At 39.7% G+C, this 15,334-nt stretch carries 13 protein-coding genes; 1 reads left to right on the top strand and 12 read right to left on the bottom strand.

The genetic code is table 11. The features are described from left to right. Window positions 1–5: 5 nt before the first annotated feature. The 9 genes from polA to citZ all read right to left on the bottom strand — a co-directional run bounded on the left by polA (window position 6) and on the right by citZ (window position 10,890). A complete protein-coding gene (gene polA, locus J4G36_RS03220; protein WP_210468618.1) occupies window positions 6–2,630 on the bottom strand; it encodes a DNA polymerase I in 2,625 nt (874 codons plus the stop codon). 121 nt (window positions 2,631–2,751) lie between these two features. Next, a complete protein-coding gene (gene hflC / locus J4G36_RS03215) occupies window positions 2,752–3,750 on the bottom strand; it encodes a protease modulator HflC (RefSeq protein WP_210468616.1) in 999 nt (332 codons plus the stop codon). Continuing rightward, entirely contained in the window at window positions 3,750–4,715 is a 966-nt protein-coding gene (hflK, locus tag J4G36_RS03210; RefSeq protein WP_210468614.1) for an FtsH protease activity modulator HflK, read from the bottom strand. Before hflK ends, hflC begins: the two co-directional genes overlap by 1 nt. A gap of 49 nt (window positions 4,716–4,764) precedes the next feature. Further along, complete coding sequence (gene pnpS / locus J4G36_RS03205) at window positions 4,765–6,186, bottom strand: two-component system histidine kinase PnpS (protein WP_210470398.1); 1,422 nt, start codon at window positions 6,184–6,186, stop codon at window positions 4,765–4,767. Continuing rightward, window positions 6,186–6,893, bottom strand: coding sequence for a response regulator transcription factor (locus J4G36_RS03200; protein WP_210470397.1), 708 nt, complete (start codon window positions 6,891–6,893; stop codon window positions 6,186–6,188). The genes pnpS and J4G36_RS03200 overlap by 1 nt, the downstream gene beginning before the upstream one ends. Before the next feature lie 11 nt (window positions 6,894–6,904). Further along, window positions 6,905–7,381: a MaoC/PaaZ C-terminal domain-containing protein gene (locus J4G36_RS03195; protein ID WP_210468612.1), complete on the bottom strand. Its 477-nt coding sequence runs from the start codon at window positions 7,379–7,381 to the stop codon at window positions 6,905–6,907. Between the two features lie 66 nt (window positions 7,382–7,447). Then, complete coding sequence (mdh, locus tag J4G36_RS03190; protein WP_210468610.1) at window positions 7,448–8,386, bottom strand: malate dehydrogenase; 939 nt, start codon at window positions 8,384–8,386, stop codon at window positions 7,448–7,450. A 57-nt stretch (window positions 8,387–8,443) separates the two neighbouring features. After that, window positions 8,444–9,712, bottom strand: coding sequence for an NADP-dependent isocitrate dehydrogenase (gene icd, locus J4G36_RS03185; RefSeq protein WP_210468609.1), 1,269 nt, complete (start codon window positions 9,710–9,712; stop codon window positions 8,444–8,446). Between the two features lie 62 nt (window positions 9,713–9,774). Further along, the gene (citZ, locus tag J4G36_RS03180; protein ID WP_210468608.1) at window positions 9,775–10,890 is read right to left on the bottom strand and encodes a citrate synthase; all 1,116 of its coding nucleotides are present in this window, start codon (window positions 10,888–10,890) and stop codon (window positions 9,775–9,777) included. A 180-nt stretch (window positions 10,891–11,070) separates the two neighbouring features. Here citZ and J4G36_RS03175 point away from each other — a divergent pair, with 180 nt between their 5' ends. Then, window positions 11,071–12,045 carry an AI-2E family transporter gene (locus tag J4G36_RS03175; RefSeq protein WP_210468607.1) on the top strand — a complete coding sequence of 325 codons (975 nt, stop codon included), beginning with the start codon at window positions 11,071–11,073 and terminating at the stop codon, window positions 12,043–12,045. Here the strand turns inward: J4G36_RS03175 and J4G36_RS03170 are convergent. The 3 genes from J4G36_RS03170 to pfkA form a co-directional block, all read right to left on the bottom strand. Continuing rightward, the gene (locus tag J4G36_RS03170) at window positions 12,035–12,418 is read right to left on the bottom strand and encodes an FxsA family protein (protein ID WP_210468606.1); all 384 of its coding nucleotides are present in this window, start codon (window positions 12,416–12,418) and stop codon (window positions 12,035–12,037) included. The genes J4G36_RS03175 and J4G36_RS03170 overlap by 11 nt on opposite strands. 61 nt (window positions 12,419–12,479) lie before the next feature. Next, window positions 12,480–14,240, bottom strand: a complete 1,761-nt coding sequence (gene pyk, locus J4G36_RS03165) for a pyruvate kinase (RefSeq protein ID WP_210468604.1) — start codon at window positions 14,238–14,240, stop codon at window positions 12,480–12,482. Window positions 14,241–14,287: 47 nt separating this feature from the next. Then, on the bottom strand, window positions 14,288–15,247 hold the full coding sequence (gene pfkA, locus J4G36_RS03160; protein ID WP_210468602.1) for a 6-phosphofructokinase: 960 nt from the start codon (window positions 15,245–15,247) through the stop codon (window positions 14,288–14,290). Window positions 15,248–15,334 lie beyond the last annotated feature (87 nt).

Below are 15,334 nucleotides of genomic sequence, written 5' to 3'. Positions count from 1 at the left end.
TCCCCTCACTTCATATCGTACCAAGATTTTCCGTATGAAGACTCGACTTTTAGTGGTACGTCGAGTTTAATTGCGGATTCCATAACTTCAGGTACAATTTTCTTTAATATTTCAATTTCATCGGCAGGCGCTTCAAAAATTAGCTCATCGTGCACTTGAAGTAACATGCGCGTTTCTAAACCTTCAGCTTCTAAACGTACTGCCATATCAATCATCGCCTGTTTGATAATGTCCGCCGCACTACCTTGGATCGGCGTATTCATCGCGGTTCGCTCCGCAAAACTGCGCAAATTGAAGTTAGAACTTTTTATTTCAGGTAAATAACGTCTTCTGTTCATTAAGGTCGTTACATACCCATTCACTTTCGCTTCCGCTACTGAATCGTCCATATACTTTTTAACACCCGGGAAACTAGCCAAATACGTTTCAATAAATTGAGCTGCTTCTTTACGAGTGATATTTAAGTTCTGCGACAATCCATAATCGCTAATGCCGTAAATAATTCCGAAGTTAACTGCTTTTGCGGCATTACGCATATCCGCTTTTACCTCATCAATCGATACGCCAAAAACATCTGCTGCCGTTTTCGTATGAATATCTTCACCTTGATGGAAAGCTTCCATTAACTTTTCATCTTGGGACATATGTGCCAGCACTCTTAATTCAATTTGAGAGTAGTCTGCCGCAAATAGTAACCAATCTGGTTCTGACGGAACGAATGCTGCTCGAATTTTACGACCTTCTTCAAGACGTACAGGGATGTTTTGCAGATTCGGATTGATCGAACTCAATCTTCCGGTTTGCGTTAAGGCTTGTTGAAAACGCGTATGAATTTTTCCATCTTCATGAATTTCTCTTAAAAGCCCTTCAATATACGTCGAATTGAGCTTAGCCAATTGACGATACTGTAAGATTTCACCGATGATTTCATGTTCACTTTCTAACTTCTCCAGTACATCGGCCGCTGTTGAATAGCCCGTCTTGGTCTTTTTTATTGGGGTTAAGCCGATTTTCTCAAACAATATCACACCGAGTTGTTTCGGAGAGTTGATATTGAATTTATCTCCTGCCATTTCATAAATGGACGTTTCAAGTTCTTTTATTTTCACGGATAATTGCGTTCCAATCTCCGCCAAGGCTTGTTTGTCCGTTTTAACACCTGTGGATTCCATCTTTCCAAGAATGGTCGCTAGCGGCAACTCCAACTCACGGTACAAATCAAACTGCTCGTTTTCCTTTAACTTCTCTTCGATAGTCGTACGTAATGTCCAAACTGCTAGGCTACTGCGGCTAGCATGTTCTGCGACAATTTCATCAGATGGAGCCGCTTTTTTAGCGCCTTTTCCATAGATCAGTTCATTTTGTTTAACATCTGTATAACCGAACTGTTTTACAATGGATGCAATATCCGTATAGGAAGTAGAAGGACTCACTATATAGGCACCAAGAAGTAAGTCAAATTCAATTCCTCCTAGTTCAATTCCGTATCTGGCCAAAGATGCCAGTGCTGCTTTCGAATCGGAACAATATTTCTTTTTAGTCTCATCTTGAAGCCATTGCTTGAATAAATCCGAAGACTCCACAACTGAAAAAGGCAGATAGATTGTCCGGCTTTCATCAGCTAATGCAATTCCTAGAATGTCTGCATTTAAATAGTTCCCGTCCATCATTTCAACATGAAGCGCCATTACATCCGACAAATGTTCTTTTGTTAATTCCTTTACAATCGTAACTTCAATATCTTCTTGTGGCACTTCGCTTGCGCCTGGCGAAATTTTTTCAAGTAGTGTATTGAAATTTAATTTTTGAAAAATACTCGTGAGTGCATCAGTATCTGGGCCACTGTATGATAGTTCATCGATTTTCACGGTTATCGGTGCATCAACGACAATTGTCGCTAACTCGCGACTCATATAGGCGATATCTTCATTCGCTGTTAAATTTTCATTGAGTTTTTTTGCAGTTATTTTATCAAGCGATTTATACACATTTTCAATGGAACCGTACTCTTTTAATAGTTTAATCGCTGTCTTTTCTCCAACCCCTGGCACGCCAGGAATATTATCGGATGGATCTCCCATGAGGCCCATCATATCAGTCATCTGGGAAGCTGTAATTCCGTATTTTTCTACAATATGTTCCGGTGTATATTTCTCCGTATCTGTTATACCTTTGCGCGTAATTAGCACTGTCGTATGTTCAGTCGCTAGTTGTGTTAAGTCTTTATCACCGGTGAACACAACAACTTCTACGCCAGCTTCATTCCCTTCACGGCTCAATGTACCGATGATATCATCTGCTTCGTATTGATCTAATTCATATTGTTTTATGTTATAGGCATCCAGCAAGTTTCGAATATAAGGAAACTGCTCCGACAACTCTGATGGCGTTTTCTGACGACCACCTTTATATTCTCCAAACGTTTTATGTCGAAAAGTTGTTTTTCCTGCATCCCAAGCCACGAGTATATGCGTCGGTTTTTCTTCTTGCAAAATATTTTGAAGCATCATTGTAAATCCGTATACCGCGTTTGTATGAATCCCGTGATCATTCGTCAGTAAAGGCAATGCAAAAAATGCTCTATACGCAAGACTATTTCCATCTATAAGAATTATTTTCTTTTTCGTCAAGTACATCCGCTCCTATTCATAATAAAAAAAGTCACTATAAAACCGTCATCTTCATCTATCTTACCACGTGGGGTAGGATAATTGAAAACGACGGCTATCTAAAACGACACCTGCTACTGTTTTACTCGAAATAACCGGTCAAAATTTTCGCATAAGGGGAATCTGCTGGGATAATAATCATTGTATCTTCACCAACAGTTTTCGTATACGTTTGCAGTGTCCGGTATAGTTTATAAAACTCCGGGTCTTTTGAAAATGTATCATTATAAATCTTAGCAGCTTCCGACTCACCTTCTGCATGAATGATAGCAGCCTCTTTACTTGCCTCCGCCAACATTTCCGTCACTTCACGGTCTGTTTCTGCTTCAATTCTACTTTTATCTGCATCTCCTTCAGATAAATACGTCTGTGCAGTAGATTGACGTTCAGATATCATTCTCGTGTAGATGGATTGTTCGTTTTCTTCAGGAAGGTCAATTCGTTTCATACGCACATCGACAATTTCAATTCCGAAATTTCCCTCATCTAAAAATTCATTCACACGTTCGGTAACTCGGTCGTTCAATGAACCACGTTCAGAGTTTTCATCATTGACGACATCCACATAATCAAGCTGACCAAGTTCCGTACGTACAACAGAATAGATGAATTCTGACATGCGCATTTCCGCATTAACAATGTTACGTGCATTTGAAATCATTTTTCTTGGATTTGTTATTTTCCAAACTGCATAATTATCTATCATAATTCGTTTTTTATCTTTCGTGTTAATCTCAGCTTCTGATACATTATACGTCATTTGGCTTTTCGGTAGTGTCATGACACTTTGGATGAAAGGCACTTTAATATTGATACCTGGTTCTTTAATGAGTCTTTTAATTTCCCCAAACTGTGTGACAACACGATACTCATTCTCTTTGACTATGAAGATATTAGCAATTAAAATGATAATTATCGCAAAAATAGCTGTTAAAACAAGCGTTAATTTAAGATATTTTTTAACTTCTATTGGCGACTTGGGATTTCCCGGATTTTTTGTGCCACCTTTAGATTTTTGTTTTTGTTGCTTTTCAAAAAGTCTTTCTTCAAAACTTTTGAAAGGATTATTATCGTTCGGCATTATTCATCATCCTCCTCTTCGTCTTTAGTCGGGACTGGAGGTGAAGTGTTCTCCAATTGTTGCAATGGTAAATATTTAACTGTTTCACCGTTGTCATTCATAATATAAATTTTAGCTTTCGGCAACACCTGTTCAAGCGTTTCCAAGATTAAACGTTCACGAGTTATTTCTTTATTGTCTTTGTATTCTGCATGTAGTTTATTGAAAAGAGATACGTCACCACGCGCTTGTTCAATACGGGCTGTTTTTTGACCGGTTGCACGGGAAATGATTGCATCGCGCTCACCGATTGCTTCACTACTTTTTTGGTTTTCGTATTTTCTAGCTTCGTTAATTTTTGTGTTTTTCGTTTCACGAGCATCTGTAACCGCTGTAAATGCAGCCCGTACCTCAGCGTTGGGTAATTCTACATCTTGAAGTTTCACACCTTGGATAACTATACCGATATCATACTTATCAACTAAAGTAGCTAGAAGCTCTCTGGTTTCTGCCTCTATTTCCGCTTTTCCATCCGTTAATGCCGCATCAATCGTAGAGCTCCCGATAATTGACCGAATCGAAGCGGATGTTGCATCATGCAAAATCTCCTTGGGATTCTCAGAATGAAATAAATACTTGGTTGGTTCTGTAATTTTCCATTGAACAACCAAATCGGTTAATACGATGTATTCATCTCCTGTAATCATTTTCGTTTCAGGATCAAAGTCGACAACTTCCCCGTCTTCTTGCTTATAACCAAATTTCAAACTGAAAGTCTCTTTAGATAAAATTTCAACATGCTGAATTGGCCAAGGAAGTTTAAAATGTAATCCTGAATTTGTGACTTCCGTGTTCGCTTTACCGAATGTAATCACAACTGCCTGTTCTGATTCATCGACTGTGTACCAGGTTGTAAAACCAACTATGAGGAGCAAAATTCCTAAAATACCCATACTAATCATCGTGATTATTCTTTTAACACTCATTGATAATCCCCCTTACGATTTGCTTCCTCTCTCTATACGAACCTAATGGTTAATAGTTTCGTTTCTGCCTCGGAATCCTTAATGTGAAACAAGTTCCCACATTAAGTTCACTATCCACTTGTATCGTTCCTCCATGAACTTCTATCAAATGTTTTACAATCGCTAGTCCTAGTCCCGTGCCACCCGAATCACGACTTCTAGCGCGATCTACTCGATAAAACCTTTCAAACAGTCTTTCTAACTCCGATTCTTTAATTCCTATCCCTTCGTCTTTAACACTAATGACAACATCTTCTTCAAGTTCTATAACTTTTATCGTTATCGGCTTAGCTTTCATGGAGTAACTGATTGCGTTTGACAGCAGGTTAACCATCACTTGTATTAAGCGGCCTTCGTCACCGTCAATGATAATTTCAATGGGCATATCAAAACTAACAACCATTTCCTTCTCTTCAATACGACCACTTACAACTTGTATAGCTTCTTCAATCATTTTCCTTAACCCGACTTCACTGTATTGTAGCGTGAAACCTTCTCGCTCAACGTCTGACAATACTAATAATTCATCGATCAATCGCTTCAGTCGATTGCTTTCCTTTTGTATGATTTCTAGAAACTCTTTCATAACCGTTTGATCGTTCATGGCACCGTCAAGTAAAGTTTCCGCAAATCCTTTAATCGAAGTTACAGGGGTTCTTAGTTCGTGAGAAACATTTGCTACAAAGTCTTTTCGAATTTTTTCAAGCCTTACTAATTCAGTGATATCATGAATGACAACGACAATCCCCAACCAATTACCGTAATTTCCGATGACTGGCGCCCCGTATACCTTCACGGCAGAAGACATGCCATTAACTTGTAAATTCAATTGGGTTTCGCGAGATTGTTCAGTCATATAGACATCCTCAATAAGACGATCAAGTTCTCTAGGTAGGTCAAGAGAATTCACTGTTTTTCCAATTAACTCCTCATCAACCTTAAACCCAAATGTTTTTCTAAAAACACCGTTAACGAGATTAAGCGTCCCGCCTCTTCCGAACATTAAGAGGCCGTTTCCCATGCTTTCAATTAGCGTATTTAATCGTTCTTTTTCCATTTCTTGTTCTTTCGAAATTTTTTGCATCGATTGTGAAATCGTGGAAATTGCTAATGAAAGATCATTTTTTCGTTCTTTTTCAATAATTGCAGTATGTATAGAATAATCCCCATCCGCAAGCTTAATCGCATTGGCGGTTACTTCATCAATCGGTTTAATATATTGCAATAATAAACGCGTAATTATAAAGAGCGAAACGAATAATGCGGTCAGTAATACAATCAATAGAAAAAGTAAATAATCACGTTTAATAATTGGGTCGGCGCTTTGATTGAATAAGGGAAAAAACTGGCCCAGTACAATTCCTAGGCCAGTTAGTAGAACCGATAAAAATAATATGTTTGCAAGTACGAGACGGCCGTATAGACCTTTCATCACAAATCCAGCTCCTCGAATTTATATCCGATGCCTCTTACCGTTTTGATAAATTGCGGTTTTTTGGTATCTTTTTCTACTTTTTCTCTCAAATGACTTACATGGACATCGACAATTCGCGTATCACCTGCAAAATCATAATTCCATACAGCACTTAATAATAAGTCGCGTGAGAGGACACGATTTTTATTTTGAATAAAATAAGCTAGTAGTTCAAATTCCTTCGGTGTAAAATCCAGTTTTTCTCCCTGCAGATAGACTTCATATCGATCCAGATATACTTTAAGCGGACCGGAGCGTAATGTCTCTTCAACCTTTCCATTACCACTCTCTACCTGGGTTCTTCTGAGAACTGCTTTGATACGGGCAACGACTTCTCTTGGACTAAAAGGCTTTGTCATATAATCATCCGCGCCGATTTCTAATCCATGTACTTTGTCAAATTCATCGCCTTTTGCAGTAAGCATGATGATTGGAATGTTAATCCCCTGCGAACGCAGGTTTTTACATACTTCTATCCCATCTAACTTAGGCAACATGATGTCAAGGACAATTAAGTCGGGCTGTTCACTTTGCACCAATTCAATCGCATCTTCTCCGTCTGCTGCGCTAATCGTTTCATATCCAGATAGCTTTAAGTTATATTCCAGTAACTTTCGAATCGGCAGTTCATCTTCAACGATAAGTATTCTTTGCATTAACGCCATCACCCATCCAATCAGAAATTCTCCATCGCTTCAGAAATAAGTCGATCTTCAACAATAGGAGGGATTACTTTGACCTCTCCCGCAACTACAACATCTTTGTCTCCATCTGACGCTTCCACTTTAACGATTATTTTGTTAGTCGAGTGGTCGACTTCGATTACTTCCAACAGAAAATCTATCGTTGCATAATGATATACAGGCTTAGGAAATTCGAGATGTTGTTCCACAATATGTGAACCAGGACCCGGTAAATATTTTGAAATAGCGGAAGAAATAATGCCCGTCAACATGATTGTTGGAACGATAGGATTTTCGTACGGCGTTTGCGATGCATAATCATGTTGAATGTAAAGTGGATTTCCATCATTCGTTAGCCCAAGATATAAAAGTAAATCTTTGTCTTCTATCTTTTCCGTGAGCTTTAACTTTTCTCCAACTGTTATCTCTTCGATTTTCCTGCCTAGCCTTCTCTTTTTACCTAGAATCAATCTGAATTCCTCCCTAAGTATCATTAAAAGTTAAAAAACGAGCAGCTCTCGCTACCCGTGTGTTATTTACGCCAATACTTTCATTACGGCTCTCACTGAATCTGCAGATTTGGATAGAGCAATTTTTTCATCTTCTGTTAAGTCGAGTTCAATAATCTTTTCAATGCCTCTAGCACCCAAAACAGTTGGTACGCCTAGGTATATTCCATCAAGATCATATTCGCCTTCCAAATAAGCAATTGCAGGGAGAACACGTTTTTGGTCTTTTAATATTGCTTCAGCCATTTCGACTAGTGAAGCTGCAGGTGCATAATAGGCAGAACCATTGCCTAGAAGGTTTACAATTTCCGCTCCGCCGTTACGCGTGCGATCAACGATTTCTTCAAGACGTTCTGGTGAAATTAAAGTTTCTAATGGAATTCCGCCTGCATAAGAATAGCGTACAAGTGGAACCATATCATCCCCATGCCCACCAAGAACAAATCCTGTTACATCTTTTACGGAAAGGTTAAGCTCCTGCGCTACAAACGTACGGAAACGTGCAGTGTCCAATACGCCCGATTGTCCGATTACACGTTCTTTCGGGAAACCGGATGCTTGATAAACAGTATATGTCATCGCATCAACAGGATTCGTTAAAACGATGATTGTTGAATTTGGAGAATACTTCACAATTTCACTTGTTACGGCTTTCATGATCTTTTGGTTAGTCTGCACTAAATCATCACGGCTCATGCCTGGTTTACGTGCAATCCCTGCAGTAATGATTACAATATCAGAATTCTGCGTATCCGCGTAATCTGAAGTGCCAATAATGTTTGCATCAAATCCTTGAACAGGACCTGCTTCAAGCATATCAAGTGCCTTCCCTTTTGTTGGATTCTCCATTTGAGGAATATCAACAAGAACAATGTCAGCTAATTCTTTTTGTGCCAAAAGAAATGCAGTTGTTGCGCCAGTGAAGCCGGAACCGATAACCGATACTTTCTTGCGTGTCATTGTCATGAGGTTACTCTCCTTTTATTCATATGTATAGGGGGAACAAGTCCCCCCCTTATTATATTATAGATTTTTGATTAACTCATCCGCAAACTCGGAAGTTTTAACTTTAGTTGAACCTTCCATTAGGCGTGCAAAGTCATATGTGACAACTTTAGAAGCAATTGTCTTTTCAATCGACTCTTCAATCATTTTCGCTGCTTCATTCCATCCAAGGTGTTGAAGCATGAGTACACCTGATAGTAGGACTGATGAAGGGTTAACTACGTCTAGTCCAGCATATTTTGGTGCTGTACCGTGAGTTGCTTCGAAAATAGCATGTCCTGAAACATAGTTGATGTTCGCGCCCGGTGCAATTCCGATTCCGCCAACTTGTGCAGCTAGTGCATCAGAAATATAGTCACCGTTTAAGTTCATTGTTGCAACAACATCATACTCTTTTGGACGAGTAAGGATCAACTGCAAGAAGATATCAGCGATTGCTTCTTTGATGATGATCTTGCCTGATGCTTCAGCGTCTTCTTGTGCTTTGTTTGCGGCGTCAGTACCTTCCGCGTCTTTAATCTTGTCGTACTGTCTCCATGTAAATACTTTGTCTGCGAATTCTTGTTCAGCAACTTCATAACCCCAAGTTGCGAATGCGCCTTCAGTGAATTTCATAATGTTTCCTTTATGAACAAGCGTCACTGATTTACGTCCTTCATCAAGTGCGTAATTGATCGCAGCGCGAACCAGACGTTTTGTACCATCTTCTGAAACCGGCTTAATACCGATACCTGATGTTTCTGGGAAACGTATGTTTTTAACGCCCATTTCATCTTGTAGGAAGTTAACTAATTTTTTAACTTCGTCTGTTCCTTTTTCATACTCGATACCTGCATAAATATCTTCTGTGTTTTCACGGAAGATAACCATGTCGCAATCTTCAGGACGCTTAACTGGTGAAGGAACACCTTCAAAGTAACGCACTGGACGAATACATGTGTATAGATCAAGTTCTTGACGAAGTGCAACGTTCAATGAACGGAAACCTCCGCCGATTGGCGTTGTAAGTGGTCCTTTAATAGCGATTAAATACTCTTCAATTGTATCTAGTGTTTCTTGTGGTAGCCATTCGCCAGTTTCGTTGAATGCTTTTTCTCCTGCAAGAACTTCTTTCCACACGAGTTCTTTCTCGCCGTCATACGCTTTTTCAACTGCTGCTTCTAGTACACGTGAAGCTGCATTCCAAATATCAGGACCTGTACCGTCACCGATTATAAATGGGATTACTGGATTGTTTGGAACGTTCAAAACACCATTTGATACTGTTATTTTTTCACCGTTTGTCATTAAAAATTCCTCCTAAATTCAAAATCATAGGGCTAGGCTATTAAAGAAGCCACCAAGTTTTTTTATCGTTCGTTAATTGGAACATATTTCTGCATGCCTGGACCAGTATAATCCGCACGTGGACGGATTAAGCGGTTGTTTGCATATTGCTCGCGAATATGCGCAATCCAACCTGATACACGCGAAACTGCAAAAATCGGCGTGAACAAATCATGATCAATGCCAAGAGAATGATAGACAGATGCAGAATAGAAATCTACGTTTGGTGGTAGATTCTTTTCAGCTGTAAAGACTTCTTCAATCTTAACAGACATCTCGTACCATTTTTCCTCACCGCGTAATGCCGTAAGTTTTTTGGACATTTCACGAAGATGTTTCGCACGTGGATCACCTTTACGGTAAACACGGTGGCCGAATCCCATAATCTTTTCTTTGTTTGCAAGTTTATCTTTAATATAAGCTTCTGCCTTGTCTACCGAACCGATTTCCGCAAGCATTTTCATGACTTGCTCATTCGCTCCGCCGTGTAAAGGACCTTTTAGAGCACTGATTGCTGCTGTTACGCCCGAGTACATATCCGACAATGTTGCTACACATACGCGTGCAGTAAATGTAGATGCATTCAATTCATGGTCTGCATGAAGTACAAGCGCTTTGTCGAAAGCTTCAACTTCAATTGCATCAGGCTCATTTCCAGATAACATGTATAAGAAGTTTGCAGCATAACCTAAATCTGCTTTTGGAGCGATTGGTTCTAACCCTTTACGGATTCGACCGAATGCCGTTACCAAAGTAACAATTTTGGCTTGGATTTTAATCGCTTTTTCATAGTTTGCTTCATCGGACATATCTTCTGATTTTTCATCGTATAATCCGAGAAGGGAAACTGCAGTGCGCAAAGCCGACATAGGATGTACTTTGTCAATTGGATACATTTTAAAGTGATCGTATACTTCCTGAGGAACTGTCATATTTGAAATTAGTTGATGTTTAAGTTCAGCAAGCTCGTCCTCTTTTGGTAATCGCTGATGCCAAAGAAGATAGATAACTTCTTCAAAACTGGCATTATTAGCGAGGTCGTCAATGTCATATCCGACATATGTAAGAGTATCATCAATAATTGAACTGATGGCAGACTGTGTCGCGACGACTCCTTCTAATCCCTTGGTTGATGTCATGTAAATCGCTCCTTTTGTTTATGGGGCCATACTTCGCACAATCGTATTTAAAGTGGTGTAGCGGCCTTTCAACATTTATCTTCTTATTCTTTTTTTGCTTACATAATTCATTATAGTCAACTTTGTCATCTTTGTGAATGAAAACGCTTATTTTTATAATAATTAGTAAAGGAGTTTAAGATGTCAATTCATAATAAAAATCAAAAAACTGCTAAAGTTTTTTTGGTAAAATGGCTGCCAATCATTCTAACAATCATTGTTATTTTTCTATTTCCGCCAGTGGCGTTTGCAGTTATCGCGGCTTATTTTACTGCACCTCTTCTGACTGCAGTCAATTCATTGACAAGATTACCATTAACGCTTGCAACAATTTTCGTTATTCTTATTCTATTCTTTCTTACCGGCTCGTTTATATATGTCGGCATTCATGGAATAATGGAGCTCGTTCCAGCAGTTGAGCGACACCTCACGCCCTTAACATTAAATACCAATATGATTAGCAAAGTGCTTTCTTTCCTCGAAAGTAAGATCATTCAATATGGACAGGCAATTCTTGAATATACACTCTTGATGATCCAAACCTTGTTCCAACGGCTCATTAGTTTTTTCATTTTCCTTTTGGCTTTCTTTTTTGCGTTACGAGAGTCCGGAAAAAACCGGTTTTGGTTTCTCGTTTATTTTCCAGTAGAAATGCGCAAACAAGCTAAAAAATCACTTTCGGAAGCAAGTAGCGTAATTGGCACATTTGTTTCTGTTGAAGCACGATTGATTTTTTTAACATTTATTATTTTATCAATTGGATTTTCCGTCTTGAAATTCAAATCGCCATTTGGAATCGCGTTCCTAATTTCACTCGTAGACGGATTGCCTTTTCTAGGAATAGGAATATTCTTGATTCCAATGATTGTATTTTTCATACACACGGGAAATTTATACATTGGAATATCATTAGCTTTCCTTTATTTATTGACAATAACGACGCGACAATTTACCGAATCCTATATGTGGGCCTCAACCTTTCAACTTAAACCAGTTCATGCATTTTTAATCATGGCTTGTTCGGTTTACTTGTTTGGTTTTGTAGGTATTCTATTATCGCCTTTTCTCTTATTTGCTGCCTATAAAGTTAAACAACATCCACTTTTCACCGAATAACAATTCGACCGCTTTTCATTTTCTTAGCCAACCAACTAATAATAAAAGGCCTTAGTAGATTTCTCGGACCCTTAAACAACAAAAACAGGCCGACTGCATCGGTGATAAATCCCGGCATCAGTAACATAAGTCCGCCAATAAATATGCAAACACCGTCTATTAATGCAGTTCCCGGTGTCTCCATTGTTGTCATTTTGTGTCTAAACTCGTTCCACGCTTTTGTTCCTTGTTTTTTTGCTAAGTAGCCACCGCCGATTCCAGTGAGTAAAATAATCCCGATGGTTGGTAATAAACCCAAAGTATTTCCCGAATAAATAAGTAACGCCAACTCCGCTGTTGGGACGACAATAAATAATAGGATGAGCCATCTCATATATGCAAAAACCTCCTAAAAAAGGCTGCTAACCGATGATTCGGAAGCAGCCATGATTTTTTTAAAGTACGCTAGCGTGACCTTTATAAATTACGCCGGATTCAGCATCCATCGTAATGTCTTTCCCGTCTTCAATTACAGTAGTTGCATTTTCTACACCGACAATAACCGGAATGCCCAAGCTAAGTCCCACAACTGCAGCATGGCTTGTAAGCCCGCTCTCTTCCGTGATTAGCCCCGCACATTTCTCGATCGCCGGCATCATGTCACGGTCAGATCCCATTGTGACAATAATTGCGCCATCAGTGTCTTTTTTCAAGGCTTCTTCTGCATTATTAACAACAACTGCGCGTCCGTGAGCAACAGTACGGCCAATTCCTTGACCGCGAGTTAGTAAATCACCAATAACATGGATTTTCATCAGATTCGTTGTGCCTACTTCACCGACTGGAACTCCAGCTGTGATAATGACAACATCTCCATGAGTGACGTACTGATGTTTAACGCTTTCCTCAACCGACTCTTGTAGTATTTCATCAATCGATTTCACATCTTTTCCGACAATCGGATAAATTCCCCAAACGAGTGAAAGTTTTTTCGAACATTTCTCTGACGAAGTTAAAGCAATTACCGGACAACCTGGACGATATTTTGCAATCATTTTCGCAGTGTGACCGCTTCTAGTCGGAGCAAGAACAGCCTTAACATTAAGATTTAAAGCGGTATAAGCTGCGGATTGACCTATCGCCTCTGTCAAGTTGCCTTGTTTTTCGCGTCTGCGTGTTGAAACGAGTGAGCGATAGTCCACTGCTTCTTCCGTATGAAGTGCGATTTTAACCATTGTTTTTACTGATTCTACCGGATACAAGCCTGCAGCAGTTTCACCTGACAACATGATTGCGTCTGAACCGTCTAATATTGCGTTTGCAACATCGCTCGCCTCGGCACGAGTTGGACGCGGATTATGTTGCATGGAGTCCAACATTTGCGTAGCCGTAATTACAGGCTTTCCTGCTTGGTTACATTTTTCGATAAGCTTTTTCTGAATTAAGGGTACTTCTTCTGAAGGAATTTCAACACCCAAATCACCACGAGCAACCATCAGGCCATCAGATACCGTAATGATTTCATCGATGTTATCGACACCTTCTTGGTTTTCAATCTTTGGTATGATTTGTAGATCTGCTCCATCATTTTCTTCGAGAAGACTTCTAATTTCCATCACATCTGAAGCACGTCGAACAAATGACGCCGCGATAAAATCGACACCTTCTTTAATGCCAAATAAAATATCGTTTGCGTCTTTTTCTGTCATTCCAGGTAATTGGACTTGAACACCTGGGACGTTTACGCCTTTTTTGTTTTTAAGGGTACCTGAGTTAATTACAAGTGTTTTAATTAAGCCGTTATCTTCATCTTTTCCAATCACCTCAAGTTGAATAAGCCCATCATCGAGAAGAATGGTCGATCCAACCCCAACATCTTCGATTAGCTTATCGTATGTAACCGAAAACACATCGCTATTTCCTTCGACTTCAGTCATAGAAATGTTAAGATATTGTCCTGTCACAAGGTCAACTCGTCCATCTTTCATAGAGTGAGTTCGAATTTCAGGGCCTCTTGTGTCAAGTAAAATCCCGACTACTTTCCCTTTTTTCCTTGCCGCTTCGTTGATTCTGTCAATTCTTGCTTTGTGTTCGGCATGATCTCCATGGGAGAAGTTTAATCGGGCGACGTTCATCCCCGCATCTATCAGCTCTTCAAGTATTTCTGGTGTTTCGCTTGCCGGACCAATTGTACAAACAATCTTCGTTTTTCTCATCTAGTAGTTTCTCCCTTTATAAATAAAATAGTGTTAGTACTGTACTTTTAAATTGAAAGTTCTTGAGATAATTTATACATCGTCATATCTGTTTCGTGATGATCAGCAAAGACGTCTTCTAAGTTATAGTCTACCACTTGATTTTTTTGCATGCCAATCGCTTTGCCTCCATGACCTTCCAATAATACCTCTACTGCCCTGGCCCCAAATTGACTTGCGATTACACGGTCTCTGACGGATGGCGAGCCGCCACGTTGAACATGACCGAGTACAGAATATCGGTTGTCGATATCGGCCGTGTCTCGTAATATCTTGGCAAGTTCATTTGCGGACATCACACCTTCAGCAACAATGATGATACTGTGTTTTTTACCCCTGCCTGTTCCACTAGCCAGACGCTCGACAATGTCGTCAATATCAAAGTTTTCTTCCGGAATCAGAATCGTTTCTGCACCGCCGGCCAGTCCAGCCCATAGCGCTAAATCTCCCGCATCGCGTCCCATCACTTCAATAATGAAAGTCCGCTCATGCGAAGTTGCCGTATCCCTGATTTTATCAATTGCATCGACAATCGTATTCAGAGCTGTGTCGAAACCAATCGTGAACTCTGTCCCATTAATGTCATTATCAATCGTTGCCGGCACACAAACGCATGGGATACCTAACTTGGTTAATTCGTATGCGCCTCTAAATGAGCCGTCTCCACCAATAACAACTAGTCCTTCAATCCCGTGCTCTTTAATTTGTTCTACTGCTTTATCCCGACCTTCATCAGAAAGAAATTCGGGACATCTTGCGGAACGAAGCATGGTGCCTCCGCGTTGGATGATATCACCCACCGACCCAAGTTCCATATTCTTAATTTTACCGTCAATTAAGCCTTGATAGCCATTATAAACTCCGGCAACCTCAAGACCATCAAAAATAGCTTTCCGAACAACAGCACGTACTGCTGCATTCATCCCAGGTGCATCTCCACCACTTGTTAAAACAGCAATTTTCTTCATAGTATTCTCTCCTATTCGAATAATATAAGCTGTCGAATAAATATAAAAAGTAGATTTTCAACGCATACAAGCACACTTAAAGTGTGC

Origin of the sequence: Sporosarcina sp. 6E9 (genome assembly GCF_017921835.1) — a bacterium.
In the GTDB taxonomy this organism is placed as follows: domain Bacteria; phylum Bacillota; class Bacilli; order Bacillales_A; family Planococcaceae; genus Sporosarcina.
The sequence above is the reverse complement of the archived record's forward strand: the minus strand, read 5'-3'. Positions and strand labels throughout refer to the sequence as shown.